This window comes from Micromonospora sp. WMMD1102 (genome assembly GCF_029626265.1).
GTDB lineage: Bacteria > Actinomycetota > Actinomycetes > Mycobacteriales > Micromonosporaceae > Plantactinospora.
In genome coordinates this window covers 3,793,298-3,812,722 of record NZ_JARUBN010000001.1, presented here as the reverse complement: position 1 = coordinate 3,812,722, position 19,425 = coordinate 3,793,298, and the positions used below count along the sequence as shown (strand labels likewise).

16 protein-coding genes are annotated in these 19,425 nt (G+C 70.9%); 9 read left to right on the top strand and 7 right to left on the bottom strand.

The genetic code is table 11. The features are described from left to right. Positions 1 to 32 precede the first annotated feature (32 nt). Positions 33 to 257, bottom strand: a complete 225-nt coding sequence (locus tag O7626_RS16980) for a DUF2188 domain-containing protein (RefSeq protein ID WP_278062141.1) — start codon at positions 255 to 257, stop codon at positions 33 to 35. Between the two features lie 175 nt (positions 258 to 432). Between O7626_RS16980 and O7626_RS16975 the strand changes: the two genes are divergently transcribed. Together O7626_RS16975 and O7626_RS16970 are read left to right on the top strand one after the other, a co-directional pair. Continuing rightward, positions 433 to 1,251 (top strand): SRPBCC domain-containing protein, encoded by an 819-nt coding sequence (locus O7626_RS16975; RefSeq protein ID WP_278062140.1) that lies wholly within the window; start codon positions 433 to 435, stop codon positions 1,249 to 1,251. Between the two features lie 185 nt (positions 1,252 to 1,436). Beyond that, positions 1,437 to 2,309 carry a pentapeptide repeat-containing protein gene (locus O7626_RS16970; RefSeq protein WP_278066190.1) on the top strand — a complete coding sequence of 291 codons (873 nt, stop codon included), beginning with the start codon at positions 1,437 to 1,439 and terminating at the stop codon, positions 2,307 to 2,309. Between the two features lie 57 nt (positions 2,310 to 2,366). Here the strand turns inward: O7626_RS16970 and O7626_RS16965 are convergent, their stop codons facing one another. Further along, positions 2,367 to 3,653, bottom strand: a complete 1,287-nt coding sequence (locus tag O7626_RS16965; RefSeq protein WP_278062139.1) for a multidrug effflux MFS transporter — start codon at positions 3,651 to 3,653, stop codon at positions 2,367 to 2,369. A gap of 212 nt (positions 3,654 to 3,865) precedes the next feature. On the opposite strand from O7626_RS16965, the gene O7626_RS16960 reads away from it, so the two are divergent. Together O7626_RS16960 and O7626_RS16955 are read left to right on the top strand one after the other, a co-directional pair. Beyond that, entirely contained in the window at positions 3,866 to 4,963 is a 1,098-nt protein-coding gene (locus O7626_RS16960; RefSeq protein ID WP_278062138.1) for a DUF2332 domain-containing protein, read from the top strand. A 5-nt stretch (positions 4,964 to 4,968) separates the two neighbouring features. Beyond that, positions 4,969 to 5,325 carry a metalloregulator ArsR/SmtB family transcription factor gene (locus tag O7626_RS16955; RefSeq protein WP_278062137.1) on the top strand — a complete coding sequence of 119 codons (357 nt, stop codon included), beginning with the start codon at positions 4,969 to 4,971 and terminating at the stop codon, positions 5,323 to 5,325. A gap of 229 nt (positions 5,326 to 5,554) precedes the next feature. Here O7626_RS16955 and O7626_RS16950 read toward each other — a convergent pair whose 3' ends face one another. The 3 genes from O7626_RS16950 to O7626_RS16940 form a co-directional block, all read right to left on the bottom strand. Further along, positions 5,555 to 6,592, bottom strand: coding sequence for a hypothetical protein (locus tag O7626_RS16950; protein ID WP_278062136.1), 1,038 nt, complete (start codon positions 6,590 to 6,592; stop codon positions 5,555 to 5,557). Positions 6,593 to 6,688: 96 nt separating this feature from the next. After that, the gene (locus O7626_RS16945; RefSeq protein WP_278062135.1) at positions 6,689 to 7,228 is read right to left on the bottom strand and encodes a suppressor of fused domain protein; all 540 of its coding nucleotides are present in this window, start codon (positions 7,226 to 7,228) and stop codon (positions 6,689 to 6,691) included. Continuing rightward, positions 7,218 to 9,944, bottom strand: a complete 2,727-nt coding sequence (locus O7626_RS16940) for a polymorphic toxin-type HINT domain-containing protein (protein ID WP_278062134.1) — start codon at positions 9,942 to 9,944, stop codon at positions 7,218 to 7,220. Before O7626_RS16940 ends, O7626_RS16945 begins: the two co-directional genes overlap by 11 nt. Positions 9,945 to 10,223: 279 nt before the next feature. Here O7626_RS16940 and O7626_RS16935 point away from each other — a divergent pair, with 279 nt between their 5' ends. Then, positions 10,224 to 11,336, top strand: coding sequence for an ISAs1 family transposase (locus tag O7626_RS16935; RefSeq protein WP_278060713.1), 1,113 nt, complete (start codon positions 10,224 to 10,226; stop codon positions 11,334 to 11,336). Here O7626_RS16935 and O7626_RS16930 read toward each other — a convergent pair. Together O7626_RS16930 and O7626_RS16925 are read right to left on the bottom strand one after the other, a co-directional pair. Beyond that, positions 11,299 to 13,974, bottom strand: coding sequence for a hypothetical protein (locus O7626_RS16930; protein WP_278066189.1), 2,676 nt, complete (start codon positions 13,972 to 13,974; stop codon positions 11,299 to 11,301). The genes O7626_RS16935 and O7626_RS16930 overlap by 38 nt on opposite strands. Further along, positions 13,914 to 14,750, bottom strand: a complete 837-nt coding sequence (locus O7626_RS16925; RefSeq protein WP_278062133.1) for a DUF6531 domain-containing protein — start codon at positions 14,748 to 14,750, stop codon at positions 13,914 to 13,916. Before O7626_RS16925 ends, O7626_RS16930 begins: the two co-directional genes overlap by 61 nt. A gap of 989 nt (positions 14,751 to 15,739) precedes the next feature. Between O7626_RS16925 and O7626_RS16920 the strand changes: the two genes are divergently transcribed. The 4 genes from O7626_RS16920 (at position 15,740) to O7626_RS16905 (ending at position 19,424) form a co-directional block, all read left to right on the top strand. Further along, a complete protein-coding gene (locus O7626_RS16920) occupies positions 15,740 to 16,852 on the top strand; it encodes a sugar kinase (protein WP_278062132.1) in 1,113 nt (370 codons plus the stop codon). After that, a complete protein-coding gene (locus tag O7626_RS16915; RefSeq protein ID WP_278062131.1) occupies positions 16,837 to 17,589 on the top strand; it encodes an IclR family transcriptional regulator in 753 nt (250 codons plus the stop codon). Before O7626_RS16920 ends, O7626_RS16915 begins: the two co-directional genes overlap by 16 nt. Further along, positions 17,586 to 18,212 carry a bifunctional 4-hydroxy-2-oxoglutarate aldolase/2-dehydro-3-deoxy-phosphogluconate aldolase gene (locus O7626_RS16910; protein ID WP_278062130.1) on the top strand — a complete coding sequence of 209 codons (627 nt, stop codon included), beginning with the start codon at positions 17,586 to 17,588 and terminating at the stop codon, positions 18,210 to 18,212. The genes O7626_RS16915 and O7626_RS16910 overlap by 4 nt, the downstream gene beginning before the upstream one ends. Before the next feature lie 111 nt (positions 18,213 to 18,323). Continuing rightward, positions 18,324 to 19,424 carry a CapA family protein gene (locus tag O7626_RS16905; protein ID WP_278062129.1) on the top strand — a complete coding sequence of 367 codons (1,101 nt, stop codon included), beginning with the start codon at positions 18,324 to 18,326 and terminating at the stop codon, positions 19,422 to 19,424. The last annotated feature ends 1 nt before the right edge of the window (position 19,425 follow it).

Genomic DNA, 19,425 nt, shown 5'->3' with positions numbered 1-19,425 from the left:
GCACCGGGTGCCGGTGCCTCCGGCGGCTGCTCTCAGCCTGCGGGCGGGAACGGGTCGTCGCGGTAGGTGTACTCGGTCTCGACCTGGCCGTCCTGCTTGTGCACGACGAGCTGGCTCGGCGGGTCCGCCTTGGCCGCCTCGCGACCGGCGCCGAGCGCGCTCTCCTTGGTGTCGTAGTGACCGTCCACCGTGGAGCCGTGCTCCACCTTCCAGCCGTTGCCCTCGGGCACGACGTGGTACTGCGTCCGCGCGGTCATCTGTCCCTCCTGTCCGAGTCGCTTATGGCTGGAAGTGCTACCCGGAAGCCCGAATCGGAAACCCACGATCCCGGGGGACAAGCTTTGTGATCTTCGATCGAGTTGACATGCAGCCGGCTGGCTGCATATGCTTCAGGCAACCAGATGGCTGCATGTTTCTCGTGGGGTGACGGGGATGGATGAGGTGTTCAGGGCGCTGGCCGACAGCAGTCGCCGCCGGCTGCTGGACAGCCTCAACGTCCGCAACGGGCAGAGCCTGCGGGAACTCTGGGCGGGGCTGGCGATGACCCGGCAGTCCGTCAGCAAGCACCTCGCGGTGCTGGTGGCGGCGAACCTCGTCAGCACGCTGTGGCGGGGCCGGGAGAAGCTGCACTACCTCAACGCCGAGCCGATCAACGCCATCGCGGACCGCTGGATCCAGCAGTACGACCGGGGGCGGGTGCGAGCGCTCGCCGAGCTCAAGAGCGCGTTGGAGCAGGAACCCATGAGCGAGCGCGAGTTCGTCTACACCAGCTACATCAACACCACTCCGGAACGCCTCTGGCAGGCGCTCACCGATCCCGCCTTCACCAGTCGCTACTGGGGGGTCACCTTCGAGACGGACTGGCAGGTCGGCTCGGAGATGGTCTGGGTGCACAACGGCGTACGGGTCGCCGGGCCGGAGCAGGTCGTGCTGGCGGCGGAGCCCTACCGGCGGCTGTCGTACGCCTGGCACGACTTCGGGCCGGAGTTCGCCGAGGCGTACGAGATGGATCCGGCCGAGGTGGCGAAGTTCGCCGCCGAGCCGCGCAGCAGGGTGACTTTCGAGATCGAGCCTCGGGGTGCGGCGGTGCGGCTGACCGTCGTACACCAGGGTTTCGCGCCCGGCGGCGCCCTGCTGGAGAGCGTGAGCGAGGGCTGGGCGGAACTGCTCTCCAGCCTCAAGACGCTGCTGGAGACCGGCGAGCCGCTGCCGCAGGCCGAACCGGAACCGGCCGCCCCGGTCGCCGGCTGACCCGGCCGCCGGCTGGTCGGGTTGGCGGCGCCGGTCCGATAGGTACCCTTTAGCCAGCTCGACCACCAGACCAGACCTGCCCGGCGTCGACGACCCGGGGACCGGCTGGTGCACCCGCTGCTAGGAGATCCACTGTCGTGTCCGGCACCCCCGAGTCCGCAGCCCCGCCGAACGCCACGACCGACCTGCAGGCGGCGCCGGCTGGACGGCGGCGGGAGCTGCGGGCCGACTGCGCACGCTGCTTCGGGCTCTGCTGCGTGGTGCCGGCCTTCGCCGCCTCCTCGGACTTCGCCATCGACAAGCCCGCCGGCCGGGCCTGCCCCAACCTGCGCTCCGACCACCGCTGCGGCATCCACCGTGACCTGCGACAGCGCGGCTTCGCCGGATGTACGGTCTTCGACTGCTTCGGCGCCGGCCAGCAGGTCGCCCAGGTCACCTACCGGGGGCGTGACTGGCGGACCGACCCGGAGGTCGCGGCCGGGATGTTCGAGGTGTTCCCGGTCATGCGACAGCTCCACGAACTGCTCTGGTATCTGACCGAGGCGCTGGCGCTGCGTCCGGCCGAGCCGCTGCACGCCGAGCTGGCCGCCGCCCGCGTCGCGACCGAGCTGCTCGCCGACGGCGATCCGGCCTCGCTCGTCGTACTCGACGTGGCAACCCACCGGCGGGCCGTCAACGAGCTGCTGCGGCGGGCCAGCGAGCAGATCCGCGCCCGGGCCGACCGTGCCGGGCGGGGCGTCGATCGGCGGGGGGCCGAGTTGATCGGGGCCGACCTGCGCCGGAGCGGTCTGGTCGGGGCGAACCTGCGCGGGGCGCTTCTGATCGGGGCCGACCTGCGCGGCGTCGACCTGACCCTGGCCGACCTGACCGGTGCGGACCTGCGCGGAGCCGACCTGCGCGGCGCTGACCTGCGCCGGAGCATCTTCCTCACCCAGGCGCAGCTCGACGCGGCAAAGGGAGACCCGCGAACGGCCCTGCCGCGAGCGCTACGCCGCCCCGCACACTGGCCCGCTCCACCCACCGCCGCCCGCCGCCCCCACCCCCGCCGAACCAAGTGATCAGGGAGCGTCCGGCCGGTCAGGACGAGCCGGACGCTCCCTGATCATGAAAGCTGCTCAGTGCGCGGTGGCGGGGGCGACGTCGGGGGTGGCGGTGGTGAGCTGGGCGGGGCGGACCACCAGGAAGAGCACGGCCAGCGCGGCGAGCATCCCGGCGGCGATCACCAGGCCCATCCCGACACTGCCGTTGCCGAGTACGCCGACCAGGGGCGCCAGCAGCGCGCCGATGCCGAACTGCACCGCACCGAGCAGCGCCGCCGCCGTGCCGGCCGCCTCGCCGTGCCGGCTCAACGCCAGCGCCGGGGCGTTCGGCATGGCCAAACCCGCGGCGGCGAGCACCACCCAGAGCGAGACGAGTACGGCGGGCAGCCCGCCGAGCCCGGTCGAGGCGAAGGCGAGCAACGTGAACCCGGCCAGCGTGCCGACGGCCAACGCGGAGACCAGGATCCGCTGCGGGGCGTACCGGCGCAGCAGCCGGACGTTGAACTGGGAGGCGCCGATCAGCCCCACCGCACCAGCCCCGAAGACGATCCCGAACTGCTGCTCGTCGAGGCCGTACTGCTCCTGGAAGACGAAGGACGACCCGGAGACGTACGCGAACAGTGCCGCCATCGACAGCCCGGCGACCGCGACGAGGCCGACGAACGTACGGTCCCGCAGCAGCGAGCGGTAGACTCGGGCGGTGCCGCGTACGCCGCCACTGCGCCGACGGTGCACCGGCAGTGTCTCGGGGAGCTTGACCGCGGCGAGGGTGACCAGCACGATCCCGAAGACGCCGAGCGCGACGAAGACGCCCCGCCAGTCCGTCCAGCGCAGCACCGCGCTGCCCAGCGTGGGTGCCAGCACCGGTGCGGCGCCCATCACCAGCATCAGCCGGGAGAAGATCCGGGCGAACGCGGTTCCGCTGAACAGGTCCCGGACCACGGCCATCGCCACCACCGCGGCGGCGGCGGTGCCGAGCCCCTGCAACACCCGCAGTACGCCGAGCACCCCGACGTTCGGGGCGACGACGCAGAGCGCGGAGGCGACCACGTGCAGCACCAGCCCGGCGAGCAGCGGGACCCGCCGGCCGACCGCGTCGGAGAACGGGCCGATCACGAGCTGGCCGAGGGCCAGGCCGGCCAGGGTACCGGTGAGGGTCAGCTGGACCGCGGCCTCGGCGGTGGCGAGGTCGGCGGTGATCGCCGGCAGCGCCGGCAGGTACATGTCGATGGTCAGCGGCCCGATCGCGATCAGCGAACCGAGCACCAGGACGAGCCGCAGCCGTTCCCGCCCGGTCATCAGGTCGCCGGGCGTGGCGGGCGGCGGCACGGGCGCCTCGACCGGCGCGGCGGTGGTGGTCATGAGGTCTTTCCCGGCTGCTCGACGTACGTCTGGACGCGGACTGCGAAGATCACACCTGCCTCCAACCACTGGCGCTCTCGGGCATTCCCGCCTGATCAACAGGTGCTCCAGTTCACAGCCGCCGGACCGGCGCCGCCCGATACTGGTACGACGTCCCGGCCCGACGGCGACCCAGCGTCGGGGACCACAGGCGGGACCAGGGACGGGGGGACATGGCGGCGGGGCGGGAGATCGACCAACTGGCGGGGCATTTCGCCGCCGCACCGGCGACCTTCACCACCTCCCCGCTCTACCGGGCGCTCTGCCCGGTGGTGGCGGAAGACCGGCCGACCCTCGAACTGCTGACCGGCCGGCGGCCGGGGCAGCAGGCGTCGTACCTGTTCTTCGGGGCGGCACACTACCTGCTGCTGGCCGGGGTACGGCATCCGCTGCGCGACTTCTACCCGTCGCTGGTCGGCCCGGCCGCCGCCCGGCCGGCGGATGCCGGACCGGTACTGCTGGACTTCTGCCGCCGCTACCGGGCCGACCTCGGTGAGCTGATCCGCACCCGGCTGGTGCAGACCAACGTGGTACGCCGGGCGGTCGCGCTGCGCTACGCGCTCCGGATCGTCGGGCAGCACTGCGCCGGGCCGGTGCACCTGGTGGAGGTCGGGTCGAGCGCGGGTGTGCACCTGCACGTGGACCGCTACCGCTATCTGGTCGGCGGTCGGGCGTTCGGTCCCGCCGATGCCGTGGTCAGTCTGGACAGCCGGTGGCTGGGCCGGACGCCGCCGCCGGACCTGGACGACGTACCGCCGATCGCCAGCCGTACCGGGGTCGACCTGAATCCGGTGGACGTCACCGACGAGACCGCGCGACGCTGGCTGCGGGCGCTGGTCTGGCCGGAGAACCGGGACGCGGCGACGCTGCTCGAGGCGGCCCTCGACGTGGTCGCGGCCGACCCGCCGGCCGTCGTCGCGGGTGACGCGGTGGAGGTCTGCCCGGAGGTGGGCCGGGCGCTGCCGCCCGGTGAGCCGAGGGTGGTGTTCCACGCGGCGACCCGGATGCACGTACCGGCCGAGCAGCGGTCCGCCTTCGACCGGGCCATCGACTCGATCGGCGACGGCGGCCCGCTCTACCACGTCTGGCAGGAGCCGCCGTCGGCGCCGCACGGCGGGCAGCTCGCCGACGCGCGTGCCGAGTTGGCGATGCACGGCCCGGACGGCGTGGTCCTGCCGCTGCTCCGGGTCGACGGCCACCTGCGCTGGCTGGGCCCGCTGGAACCGCCGGGCCGACCCGTGGACGGGTCCGGGGTCGCGGCAGCAGACTAGTGCTCGTGTACGCACCCGACGAAGCGCCAGCTGCCGCCAACGAGCCGGAGTTGCCGACCGAGGCCCAGATCGAGACGGCGGTGACCGCGCTGCGGATGCTCGCCGAGCCGACCCGGCTCCGCCTGCTGTGGCTGCTGCGCGACGGGGAGTACGACGTCGGCAGCCTGGCGCTGGCCGTCGGTGCCGCCCGGCCGGCGGTCTCCCAGCACCTGGCGAAGCTGCTCCTCGCCGGCCTGGTCGGGGTCCGCCGGGACGGGCGGCGGGCCGTCTACCGGGCGCGCGGCGGCCACGTCCGGCGGCTGGTCGCCGAGGTGCTGTACGCCGCCGACCATCACCTCACCGGCGCCCCGGACCACGACTGAGTCCGGACCTGTCGGGAGGAGTACGCACAGGTTCCTGGCGATCATCCGGTGCTCCCGACCAGAGTCTGAGCAGGTACGTGAGCCTGACGAATGGTGTGGACGAACCGGCGAACCAACTGCCTACGACCGCGCCGTCCGGAGCAGGGTAGTGGTCGTTCCCTGACCCCGGACGCCGACGGGCCGGCCGGTGCGCCGACGGCGGCATTCGGCCGGGCCCGCCGACCTCGGCTCAGTGGGTCGGCCGGGAGACCACCTCCAGTGCCGGGACGCTGCTGGTCGCCTGCTGGGTCACCACGAACAGGTACCTCAGGTCGGCGGACCAGGCCAGGCCGCGGGTGGCCGCCACCTCGCCGCTGTCCAGGTCGACCTTCCTCTCCGGCAGGATGCCGCCCACCTCGTAGACCAGAACGTCCTCCCGGCCACTGGTGTTGCGGCCGACGGCGAGGTACCGGCTGTCCGCTGAGACGGTCACCGAGTTCGGCCGGAACCCGGTGGCGTACGCCCCGCGCCGGGCGAGATCGGCCGGGGCGAACGCCTCGGCGTGGTCCCGCGATCCGGAGGCGGTGAACAGGGTGGCCCCGTCCGGGCTCAGGGCCAGGTCGGCGAGGCTGCTGCCGACCACGTCGCCGGTCGCGCCCTCGGTAAGCTCGACGCCGGCCACCGAGAAGACCCGTACCGTCGACAGGCTCAGCGAGAGCTGCCCGGCGACCAGCGGTCCAGCGTCGGCGGACACCGCGCCGAGCAACGGCGCCCGCTGGAAGATGGCGCCGCCCTGCCGGTCGAGCGTGATGGCCGGCGGGGTCGCGGCGGTGTCCAGCGCGCCGATCTTTCCGGTCCAGTCGGTCTCGCAGCCGTACCCGAACCAGATCGTGGTGCCGGTCCGGGCCAGGTGCGTCGGGCAGGTCTGCGACCCGACCGGGTAGCGGGCCGTCTCGGCGTAGGTCGTGGTGTCAATCGCCGAGATGGCGTCGCCGCTGGCCAGCGCGGCGTAGAGGGTGGTGCTGTCGGCGCTCAGCGCCAGGCCGGTCGCCCCGGACTGGCCGGTGATGGTCTTCTTCACCCGCCCGGAGAAGTCGGTCACCACGATGCCGTTGGTGGTCGGGCCGCCGCTGACGAACACCCGGTCGTGGACGTCGTCGACCACGATGTCTCCGTAGTTCGGCAGCGGTAGCCGGTTGTCGTCGGCCTGGGCGGGTGCCCCGGTGGCGGCTATCACCATCGCCGCGACCGCCGACCCCGCTATGGCCCTGAGAGGGAATCTTCGCATCCCGTCACTCCTCTTTCCGTCATCGACAGATGTGCGTCGTGCTTCATGCAGCTCCCACGTCCCGCCATGTCGGAACCAGCGGGTCAACCGAAGAACTCAAACGAGGCTGGCGCGCGACGGGTTCAAATAGTCGAGACTGCGACTCTCAAACAGCGTTTCGAGAGCTTCGACGCCATTCTCCTTCTTGTAGTCCCGCTCGCCCGACGTGATAGGGATCAGCCAGGCAACGGTCGTGCTCCCATTGTCGCAGTCGAATGAATCGAACCCGACCGACTCCACGTAGGGGAACGAGAGGAAACCATGATCCAGACTCGACCCGTCCCAGAGCTCCTTGCCGAAGTTGACCGTGTGCCCGAGCTCCAAGCGCGCTCCGGTCAGGTGGAAGTGGGCCAGCGAATAGAGAAACTCCACTGCCCGCAGGTTCTGCTCCGGTGTGACTATGAAGGTTTCGATGCCGTCTGGGTCACCGCCGCTCATGCCGACAGTGGCGTAGCACCAGGTCCGTTTGCGCTGGAATTCCAGCACGCTGAACCAGGACGGCAGTTCGCGGAACCGCCCGGTGCTGAGTCGACGCGGCTGAGGCGTGGCCTTCCAGTGATCAACGAAATGCGCCTTCGCGCACTGCTCAAAACTCACAAACCTCACCTCCGAAGAACTCCTCGCGCATGTCCATCGAGTACTGTTGCATCTGGCGCCCCTGTCGATCCGATTCTGTGCGATTCTGGAGCGCCATTCTGGACCGGTCCTTCGCGCTCGCTCGGAGCTCGGCCTCCGTCATTTCAATCCCCGGCTTCTCCCCAATGCTCGGATCACCTTCGTAGTATCGCTGCACGAGCGGCGGATTATGGTCGACGACCTGCCCGGGTCCGGCCCCGAATGCCCGACGATCGGCTCTGGACGGGGTCCGGCCGTAATGTCCGCGCCTGCTGTACGGCCCGCCGCCATCCTCGTTGTGGACCAACACCGGGGTGTTGCCAGCGATCACATAGTACGTATGGATGTCGGACACGGTCAGGTTGTGCACCCGTTGCTGCTGGCTCCAGGCCCGTACGGAGAGGACCCGGACCAGTTCCCGGTCGTCCGCACGGAGCCAGTCGTCGGTCGCCAGGTCGTCGGCGTCCGCCCAGCGCTCCTCGGCTGCCAGCCAGAATGGGTGTTCGGCGGTGGCGATGACCGTGCCGGTGGCGTCGCCCCGGGCTCCGTCGGTGTCGACGGTGACCTCGACCAGGTCCTTTGCGCCCTCGCCGACGATCAGCGCGACAACTGGGCGGGACTCGGTCAGCCCGGTGACCGGGTCGGTCGCCAGTACCTGGTCGCCGACCCGGACGTCCTCGATCGGCTTGCTGGTGCCGTCGGCCAGCACCACGCCGGTTCCCGGCGCGAAGCTGTTGCGGCAGCCCGGCGGCTTCGGTGCGGCCGGCGGTGCCGGCGGCGCCTGGGGTGGCGGCGGGGGCTTGGCCGGTGCGGCTGGCGTGTTCCCACCGGCCGGCGCGTTGCCGGCGGGTGGCGTGTCGCCGCCGCCCTTGGCCGGGGGAGCGGGTGGTGCGTCGCCACCGGTCTTCGCCGTAGGTGTCCCCTTGGCGCCCGCGGCGACCTCGTCGGCGCCTTTGGAACCGGCCTGTACCGCGTCGACGCCGGCCTTGCCGTACTTGCCGGCCTTCACCGCCGTCGCCGCGTATCCCGCGAGCGGGATCGCCGAGGTGAACGAGAGCGCCGCGTCGACGTAATTGCCCTCGGCGGCGTACCAGATGCCGTTGGCGATGTCGGCGACCTCGCCGACCACCGGCACCAGCCCGACCACGTCGAGCGCGGCGTGGCCGATGTCGCTCCACGACGGCCAGTGCCCGGTCAGGTCGATCATGCTGATCGGGTTGCCGCCGCCGAACGAGTACCGGTTCATCGTGAACGGGTTCGTCGACAGTGACAGATCCGACAGTGCGCCGTTGTAGAGGTCGAGGGAGAGGAACCGGTTCTCCCCGGGGCTGTAGTCCCGCAGGCCCATGTCGTAGTTGCCGGAGGTCGAGTCCCAACGGGCGGTGTTGAACCGGTAGACATTCTCCGGCTCGGCGTCCGGGTTGCCGGCGTCGGGCTTGTCGGCACCGGTGAAGGAGTCGGTGTCGTCGCCGCCGTACGCGGTGTAGCCGTAGGTGGCCCGGTTGTTCCCGTCCTCGTCGGTCAGGCTCTCCACGTCGGCATGCGCGTTGTAACCGTGGAACGACTGCTCCCGCTCGCCGTCCTTCGGCACGCTGAGCTGCCCGAGCAGCTCCCCGAAGGGGGAGTATTGGTAGGACTTGCGCAGTTCGCCGCCAACCCGCTCGGTGAGCACCTGCTGGGTCAGCCCCAGGTAGTCCAGCGTGGTGGTCTTCGCGTCGTCGCCGCCTGCCTTCGCGGTCCGGCTCACCGTCCGGTCCAGCGGGTCGTACGCGTACCGGGTGCTGCTGGCGACCGCTCCGGTGCCCCGGCGGTATTCGACGGTGCGGTCGAAGCCGTCGTAGACGTAGCGCTCGGTCTGCGCGCCGCCGATGCTGATCCGGCTGAGCCGGCCGAAGGGGTCGTAGCCGTAGACGAAGGTGGTGGCGTCGACGGTGGACGAGGCCAGCCGGTTGCGGTCGTACCGGAAGGTGGTGGTGTCGTCCTTGATTTTCTGCTCGATGACGTTGTTGTTGGCGTCGTGCCGGTAGGTCTCGGTGGACTTCTCGGCGCCGTCGGTGCCGGACTTGGTCACCTTGCGGATCCGGTCACGCGGGTCGTACTCGTAGCTGAATACGTCGTTCAGGTACGCGCTGTGGTCGTCGGCGTTCTGCCGTCGGGCGGTGTCCTTGGTCTTGTGCGAGTTGGCGTTGTATTCGAGCGTGTGCTCGTTGACCACCGTCCCGCCGGACTTCTTCTCCACCTGGTGCCGCAGCAGCCCGTCGAGGTAGTACTCGAAGTCGACGGTGTTGCCGTTCGGCTTGACCTGCTGTCGCACGTGGGACCGGGCGGTGTAGCTGAACGTGGTGACCTTGTCCTCGGCGCCCTCGCCGGAGGCCCGGTTGGTGACCCGCGCCACCAGGTCCCGGGCGTCGTAGCCGAAGCTGGCGGTCTGGTCGTCGTGCCGCCACTGCTCGATGTTGCCGTTCGGGTCGTAGTCGTAGCGGGTGGTGTTGCGCAGCGCGCCGTCCTTGCGCTCCTCGATCGAGGCTGCCCGGTCCAGCGCGTCGTACCCGATGGTGTACTCGTCGGTCCGGGCTCCGGAACTGGCGTCGGTGATCTGGATGAGGTTGTCGTTGACGTCGTACCGGTGGTTGAAGGTCTTCCGCTCGGTGTCGACGTCGCCGCTGTTGTCCCGGACCAGCCGGACCGCGTCGGCCACCACGGGGTTGTCGGCGTCGCCGGAGAGGGCAGGGCTATTGCGTGTTTGGTCGAGTGGCCGTTGAACTGGGGATTCCCGGGGTGGGCGGACCCTTGCGGGGTTGAGGAAGGCGGGTGAGGCCTGTAGGTGATCATGGAGTTCTCGACGCTCCCGGACACCTTGAGGACCTCACCCGCGATGTCAGCATGCCCGATTCAGGTACTGTCCGCAGTTCGCACCCCCACCGACTCGCCACCGCGCCTTGTCACCGAGGGTGAAGAAGCTGGGCTCCAGCACTCGTTGGCCACCATCGCGGACCCCCGGTCCCCGCGTGGGGCGCGTTACCCGCTCGTCGGGCTACTGACCGTCGCGGTGTGCGCCGTGACCGCCGGCGCATCATCGTTCGCGGCCATCGCGGACTGGCTGCACGACCTCGATGACCTCGCCAGGGCCCGGCTCGGGTTCATCCGCGCCGTCCCGGCCGCGACCACGATCTGGCGGCTGCTGACCAGGTTGGACGCTGACCTGCTGGCCACCGTGCTCGCCGACTGGCTGCGTACCCGCGTCCCGCCTCCGGTCACGCCCCGACCTCGGCGGTACCGGATCGTCATCGCCATCGACGGCAAGACCATGCGCGGCGCCCGCCGCGCCGATGGCAGCCGGGTCCACCTGCTGTCCGCGCTGGACACCAGCACCGGCATCGTGCTCGCTCAGGTCACCGTGGCCGCGAAAAGCAACGAAATCCCCGCGTTCACCCCACTGCTGGACGCGGTCGAACAGGTTCTGGGTAGCCTGGACGGCCTCATCTTCGTGGCCGACGCCCTCCATACACAGACCAGCCACGCGACCGAGGTCGCCGCTCGCGGCGCCGACCTGCTCATCCCGGTCAAAGGTAACCAGCCGACCGTGTTTGCCCAGCTCAAGGCCTTGCCCTGGGCCCAGGTCCCGGTGGGTGACCGACGCCGCGAAACCGGTCACGGCCGGCGGGAGACCCGCACGGTCAAGGCGCTCACCGTAGCCACCCCCGGCGGTCTGCTGTTCCCTCACGCCGAGCAGGCCGTCCGGATCACCCGCACCCGCACCCTCAAGGGCAAGACCACCAGGGAAACCGCCTACTACACCATCTCCCTCCCCGCCGAGCACGCCCAACCCGCGGACCTGCAGTCCTGGGCCCGAAACGAGTGGCTGATCGAGAATCAGGTCCATCATGTCCGCGACGTCACGTTCCGTGAAGACCTCCACCAAGCCAGAACCGGCACCGGCCCCGCAATCATGGCGACGCTACGTAACACCGCGGCCAGTTACCACCGCACCAACGGCGATACCAACATCGCCCGCGCCACCAGACGCGCCGACCGTCGCCCGCACGACCTCATCACTGCAATGACCAGCAGCTACCCCAGAACGCAATGACCCTGCCGGAGAGGGTGATGTTGCGCAGGTTGTCCTCGGTGAAGGCGAAACGGCCGAGGCTGACCCACTCGCCGGCGTTCTGGGTCTGGTCGACGGTGCGGGTGGTGCTGCCGCCGTTGTGCTCGACGGTGTAGCGGGCGGCGGTCGCGGCGCCGCGCGGGAACCGGACGGCGACCTCGTAGGTGCCGCTGGCCGGGATGTCGGCCTTCCAGGTGAAACTGCCCTCGGTCGCGGTGGCGACCCGGTAGTCGTATCCCTCGTGGTCGGCGCCGTTGCCCTCGACCGCCTGCCAGCCGCCGGCCAGCTCGGTGTGGTTGGCGTCGGAGTTGTCCACCAGCACGACGTGTTGGCCGACCGGCACCCCGTCGTCGGAGCGGGACTTCAGCTTGCCGTTGAGGAAGTACTCCCAACTCATGGTGCGGCTGGAACCGCCACCCGCGCTGAGGAAGGTGCGGGAGGTCTGCGCCCCGACCGCGTTGTAGTCGTAGTTGGTGCGGATGCCGAACGGATCGATTGAGCTGCGCAGCCAGCCGTTGTCGTAGTAGGTCTGCCGGGTGACGTTGCGGACGCTCTGCCCCTCCGACGGCGGGGCGCTGACCTCGGTCAGCTGGCCGACCTGGTCGTACCCGTAGAAGATCTTGTCCGGCACGTTGACCGTCTCGTCGCCCGGGTCGAACGGAAGGCGCTTCTCCTTGATCCGGTTCAGCTCGTCGTATACGACGGTCTGCACGAAGTCGTTCGGGTCGGCGGTCTCCGTCCCGCGCGGCATCGTGGTCCGGGTCGGGTTACCGACCTGGTCGTACTCGTAGCGGCTGGTGAAGTAGCGGATGTCGGCGCCGTCGCGGGAGTGCGGCGTGCGGGTCTCGACGACCATGGCCCGCTCGTCCAGGCGGGTCAGGCTGGTGTTGCCCTCCTGGTCGGTGGTCTCGACCACGTTGCCGTCCCGGTCGTACCGGACGCTGGCCCGGTGCCCGGCCGCATCGATCACGGCGGTGACCCGGTGGTTCAGGTCGTACTCGTACTTCGTGGCGTAGTCGTCCGGGTCCGGGGTCTGGCTCTTCTTCGGGTCGACCTCGGTCACCAGGTTCCCGACCGTGTCGTACACCGCCGTGCTGCGCTGGCCGAGCGCGTCGGTGACGGTCAATCGCCGGTTCAGCTCGTCGTAGGTGTAGCGGGTGACGAAGTCGTCCGGGTCGTCGCGGGTCAGGGTCCCCTTGGGGCGGGTCTCCGCCAGCAGGTTCCCGACCGGGTCGTACCGCAGTGTGCTGGTCTTCTCCGGCTCCCCGGTCGACTCCCGGGGTGCGGTCAACGCCACCAACTGGTCGTTCTCGTCGTACGCCGCAGTGGTCACCGCCCGGTTGGCGGCGGTCAGCTGGATCATGTTGTCGTTCGCGTCGTACTTCGGGCCGGGCGTGACGATGAACTCGCCCGCCGCCGCGTCCTTCGGGATCCGCGTGGTCAGGGGGCGATTGAGGATGTCGTAGGTGAAGATGCGGGTCTTCTGCCTGGCGTCGACGGTCGACACCACGTTGCCGGTCGCGTCGTAGCTGAAGAAGCTGGAGCAGCCGAGCGCGTCGGTGATCCGCCGCGGGTAGCCGTTCGCGTCGTAGTCGGCGTACGTGGTCGGGTTGCCGTTCGCGTCCGTGGTGGTGATCAGGTGGCCGAACTCGTCGTAGACGTACCGGCTGGTGTAGTCGCCGTCGGCTTCGGTAGCCGTCCCCTTCGGGTCGGTGACCGCGACCAGGTTGCCCCGGTCGTCGTAGACGAACTGCCAGCGCCGGCCCTCCGGGGAGGTCTTCTCGGTCAGGTCGGCGACGTGCCCGTCCAGCGCGAACCGGTAGCCGAGCCGGGTCGGCGGGTGGTCGTGCGCGTTCGCCTCCGCGTCCCGGATCTCCAGCGGGTAACCGGTCTTCTGGTCGTAGACCCAGGTGCTCAGCGCATCGTTGTGCTCGCGCAGCCGGACCACGTTGTTGTCGGCGTCCCAGACGAGATGGGTGGCCTCGCCCTTGGCGTTGGTCAGCCGCTCCACCCGGCCGTAGCCGTCGAGCAGGAACTCGGTCGGGTGACCGTTGGCGTCCGTCACCGTGGCGGTCAGCTTCGAGCCGTTTGCGCCGTCGGCGTCGGCGTACCCGAAGTCGGTGCCGTGCCCCCGGCGGTCGGTGAGTTCGGCGACCCGACCCCGCAGCAGCGACCCGGCGCCGCTGTCGTGGTATCCGATGTCGGTGTGGTTGCCGTTCGGGTCGACCGCCCGGACCAGCCGGCCGTCGTCGTAGTGGAAGCCGAAGGCCCGCGCCTGCGGGGTGCCGACGCCGTCGACGATCTCCTGGAGGTCCCCGTCCTCGTTGTAGGTGAAGGTCAGCGTGCGGCCGGAGACGTCGGTGATCGAGCGGAGCTGGTGCACGATGTTGGCGTTGGCCAGGTTCCGCGCCAGCCGCTTGACCGTCCCGTCGAAGTAGGCGTAGTCGTCACCAGGCTGGTGGTAGTCGAGGGTGAGGGTGCGCCGCCCGGTGGCGTCGACCAGCCCGGTGAGCAAACCCGTGTGCCGGTTGCCGATACTGGCCTGCGCGTATTCGAAGATCAGCTCGTTGCCGTTGCGGTCGACCGTCGCGGTCTGGTAGCCGCGCTCGTCGAAGTACATCCGGGTCCGGTCCGGGCCGGTGATCGACCAGCGGCGCGCGTCGTCGTCATCCCCGGTCCGCTGCAACAGCAGGTGCACGCCGGCCGGGCTGTCGTAGGTCCACTTCGCCCGGTCGAGGCTGCGTGGCGGTTCAGATCGAAGTGGTGGCCGGTGCCGTCCCCGTCGACCAGCGTCACCCGCTCCGGGTCACCGAGCAGGCCACCCTGGAACTCCAGCGGCGAGCCGAGCCGGGTCAGCGTGGAAGTGGCCAGCGACCAGCCGGGGCCGAGCGAGGAGGTCGAGCCGTCCTGGCTGTTGTAGGCGAGCCGGACAAAGGTGACCGGCCCCCGACTGGGGTTGGCGATCGGGCTGTAGTCGAGGACGGCGTTGCCGGAAAAGGCGTTGACCGAGAGACCGGCGCCGGCCCCGATCGCGGTGCCGGCGTACTGGTAGAAGCTTTCCAGACCGAGTTGGTCGGAGGTGGGGTGCTCGACGGTGACGTCCTGGCGCAGCGGCGCCACGCCGGCGGTCTCGGAGAGCCAGCGGCGGCGATCCCGGTCCCGCAGGTCCCAGGCAAGGACGTACCGCTCGCGATCCTGCCCGAGCAGGCTCTCGCTCGGGGCCTTGACCTTCGCCTCCACCAGCACCGAAGCCCCGGGCGCCAGGTCCGCCGGTAGCACGGTCTCCAGCCGGTTCGACCCTGTGGTCCGGTCCCGGCCGTCCGCGCTGTACCAGCGGTACGACAGCGCATAGCTGCTCTTCGGCAGGGTGCCAGCGGTGGTGTTCCGCACGGTCACCTGGATCGGGTACTCGTCGGAGGGAATCATTCGGCGCGGCGCGTCAGGCGCCGAGTAAGCGCCCTCGATCTGGAGCGCGGTCGCGCGCAGCGGCCGGGGAGCCGGGGCCTGCCGGCTGGCGGTCGTCGCCGGTGAACGGGTCGGCGCCGGACACGACGCGACCGCCGGCCGGGGACCGTCAGAGCGGGGTTGACCGTCCGGCCGTGTCTCGGCGGGGGGTGCCGCCCTGGCGACCGGTGTCGCTGGGATGGCCGCCAGGGCCAGCACCAGGGTGGGCAACAATCCGAAGCTGATGAATCGTCTGAAACGCGCCACGCCACCCGTACCCTTCGTCAGAATGTCCTGGCCGTATCGACCGGCCAGATCGGTCACCAGGAAGCGATCAGGGCATGACAGGATCAGTGCCCGAAAACTCGGCACACTACGAATTCGAGACATGCCAGATCAGCGCATGGCGAAGAATGTGCGGTGAACAGCAGGCACTGCGGCCGAATGCTGCGGTCGGGAGAGCGAAATGATCGTCTTATCGGCGCCGAAGCGCCCGAATCCGCAGTGGTCGGAATTAGTGTCGCGATCATCGGCCCTCAGATCGACCGGGCCCCCGTGTCCCCTCCCATCGCCCCCGGACATCTGGGTGAAAGACTATCGATGGATACAACACTTTTCGACCCCGTCTACTGTCGGGTATTCGCACCTTCTGATGCGCCGTCGCGAGGGCGGGGTCGGTTCAGATGAACCTCTGGACCATGAAATCGACCTTTAACGCGACGCCTTCGCCGTCGCCGGAGTTGTCGTGGCCACCGGCCGCTACCTGGTCGACAACCCCGAGTCCGGCTACGACCGTGCCGAACGGCAAGTAGCTCGGCGGAGACTCACCCGGCCCACCCACCCCGGGGCCGGCCGTGCCGCGGGCTGGTCTAGGGTTGGGTTCCGGCAGGTGGTGCAGATATCGCGTTGTTGATGCAACATCTGCATCAGATTGGAGTGCGATGCCTCAGGTCGCTCCGCTCGACGGCCGCTCGACACCGCTCGACGCGGTCTGTGTCGGCGAGACGATGGCGATGGTGACGCCGACCCCGGGTGGGCGGCTGGACGCCGAGTCGACATTCGTGCTGCGGGCCGGCGGTGCCGAGTCCAACGTCGCGATGTTCCTCGCCGCGCTGGGCCACCGGGCCGGCTGGGCGAGCCGGGTCGGGGCCGACCCACTCGGTGAGCTGGTCGTCGGGCAGATCCGGGCGGCCGGGGTGGACACCTCGCTGGTCGAGGTCGATCCGGACCGGCCGACCGCCGTCTACCTCAAGGACCCCGGCCCGGACGGCACCAGGGTCTACTACTACCGGAACGGATCCGCCGCCGCCGGCATGGATTCCGGGTACGCGGCCAGGGTCGGGGCGGTCCCGGCGGCCGTACTGCACCTGAGCGGGGTGACGCCGGCGCTCTCGGAGAGCTGCCGGGCGCTGGTCGAGCACCTGATCACCACCCGACCGCCGGGACGGCGGCTGGTCTCCTTCGACGTCAACCACCGGCCCGCCCTCTGGCCCGACCGGTCCACCGCCGCCACCGAGCTGCTCCGGCTGGCCCAGGCCGCCGACGTGGTCTTCGTCGGGCTGGACGAGGCGGCGCGGCTCTGGAAGGTCGAGGAGCCGGAGCAGGTCCGGGCGCTCGTCGACCGGCCCGGCACCCTGGTGGTGAAGAACGGCTCGGTGGACGCGGTGGCCTTCTCCGCCGGTCGGGTCACCGTCGAGCCGGCCCGTCCGGTCGAGGTGGTGGAGCCGGTCGGTGCCGGTGACGCGTTCGCCGCCGGTTGGCTCTCCGGTGCGCTGCGCGGTCTCCATCCGGCCGCCCGGCTGCGGCTCGGGCACCTGGTTGCCGGTGCCGCGCTCGGCTCCGTCTCGGACTTCGCCGCACTGCCGCCGGTGCAGACGATCTGCGCGGCGCTCGGCATCACCCCGGACGACTGGCAGCAGACCGCAGAGGACCGGCAACAGATCCCGGACGAAACACACCGGTCACCCGTCGATCCGGTCCGGTCCGTCGATCCGGATCGGTCCGCCGGTCCGGCGGCACTGAGCGGGGAGGCCGGAGGATGTCCCAGACCGTAGAACGCGCGCTGCGCATCATCGAACTCTTCGCCGAGCGGCCCCGCTCGCTCGGCGAGATCGCCGACGACCTCGGGGTGCACAAGTCGACCGCCTCACGGCTGGTGCAGACCCTCGAACGCGCCGGGTTCGCCCGCCCGGTCGACGGCCGACACACCATCGGATTCCGGATGGTGGCGATCGCCCAGCACGCGGTCGAGCAGCTCGACCTGCATCCGGTCGCCCACCCGCACCTGGTCCAGCTCGGCGACCGGTACGGCCACACCGTGCACCTCGCCCAACTCGTCGACGACGAGATCGTCTACGTGGCCAAAGTGGACGGTCGCGGAGCGCTGCGGATGCGGTCCCGGGTCGGCCAGCCCGTCGACCCGCACACCTCGGGGGTCGGCAAGGTGATCCTGGCCCACCTCGACGAGCCGGCCCGGGAACGCTTCCTGGCCCGGCTGACGTACCCCCGGCACACCGACACCTCGATCACCGACCCGGCGCGGTTCCGGGCGGAGCTGGCCCGGATCGCCGAGCGCGGCTGGGCCGAGGACGACGGCGAGTTCGAGGACTTCGTCACCTGCGTCGCCGTGCCGGTCCGGGACGCCCGGGGTCGGGTGGCGGGCGCGGTGTCCGTCACCGCGCTGCGCGCGCTGGCCCCGCTGGAGCGGCTCCGCGAACACCTGCCGGAGCTGACCGCGACCTGTGCCGCGATATCCCGGGACCTCGGCTGGACCGGGGAACACCGACAATGAACGGAGCGACCGTGCCCAACCCGTCGACGAGCTACTTCGACACCCTCTTCGCCGACCAGCCGGTGATGGCGATCCTGCGCGGCTTCGCCCCGGACCGGACGGTCGAACTCTGCCGGCGGGCCTGGGACGCCGGCATCGACGTGGTCGAGGTGCCCGTGCAGAGCCTGGACGCGCTGCCCTCGCTGCATGCCGCCATCGCGGCCGGGCGGGAGCGGGACCGGCCGGTCGGCGCCGGCACGGTGACCACCCCGGAACAGGTCGCCACGGTGTACGAGGCCGGCGTCGCCTTCACCGTCGCCCCCGGCTACGACCCGGAGGTGGCCGCCGAGTGTGCCCGGCTCGGCCTGCCCCACCTGCCCGGGGTGGCCACCTCCTCGGAGGTCAACCAGGCGCTGCGCACCGGGCACGACTGGCTCAAGGCGTTCCCGGCCAGCGAACTAGGCACGGGCTGGCTGCGCGCCCAGCGCGGCCCGTTCCCGACGGTGAAGTTCGTGGCCACCGGCGGGGTGGACGCGGCGAACGCCGCCGACTTCCTCGCGGCCGGCGCCCGGGTGGTGGCGGTCGGCTCCGCGTTGCAGGACCCCCGCCAGCTCGACCTGCTCGGCCGCCTCCTCCGCAGCTGACCCGGCCACCACCGCCCACGGGCCGCCGCGTCACCGGGCCACCGCGACACCGCGACACTGTGGCGGTGCGGCGGGCGGCGCCAGCGGCGGATGGTTGCGTACCCTCGGCGAATGAAGCGCGGGGTGGTGCGGGCGTGGCGGGCGGCGTTGGCCGGGATCACGGCCGGGGCCGTGCTGCTCGGCTGCTCCGACCAACCGGGGGCCGAATCGCCGTCCCCGGAGTCCCCGGCCGGCGCGTCGACCCCGGCCACCCCGAGCGGCGCGCCGACGGCGTCCACCCCGGCCGCGCCGGTCGAACTGCGGCTGGCGTTCGCCGGGGACGTCCACTTCACCGGACGTACGCTGCGGCTGCTCGACGAGCCGGCGACGGCGTTCGGCCGGATCGCCCCGACGCTGCGGGACGCCGACCTGACCCTGTTGAACCTGGAGACGGCGGTGACCGACCGGGGCACCCCGCAGCCGAAGCGGTTCCACTTCCGGGCGCCGGAGAGCGCCTACGCCGCGCTGCGCGCCGCCGGGGTGGACGCTGCTTCGGTCGCCAACAACCACGTGCTCGACTACGGGCAGGTCGGGCTGCGGGACACCCTGGACGCGGCGGCGGAGGCGGAGTTCCCGGTCTTCGGCGCGGGGCGGAACGCCGATGCGGCGTACGCACCCTGGCTGGTCACGGTGCGCGGGGTGCGGATCGCCGTACTCGGCATGTCGCAGGTGCACGAGCTGGCCGCGCCGTGGAAGGCGACCGCCACCCGGCCCGGCGTGGCGATGGCCTTCGACACGGCGCGGGCCGACGCCGCCGTCCGGGCCGCCCGGCAGCGGGCCGACCTGGTGGTCGTCTTCCTGCACTGGGGGATCGAGGGGAACTCCTGCCCGAGTAGCGAGATGAAGAGCTTCGCCGCCCGGATGTCCCGGGGCGGCGCCGACATCGTGCTCGGTACGCACGCGCACACCCTGCTCGCCGACGGCTGGCTGGGCCGGACGTACGTGCACTACGGGCTCGGCAACTTCCTCTGGTACGGCGACTCGAAGAGCACCGACTCGGGAGTGCTCCGGCTGACCGTCCGGGGCCGTACGGTGGTCCGGAACGAGTTCCTGCCGGCCACCGTCTCCCGGACCGGTCAGCCGGTACCCGTCTCCGGAACGGCCCGGGAACGCATCGAGGACCGGATCGCGGCGGCGAGGCGCTGTTCCGGCCTCGCCGCCCGACGATCCTGAG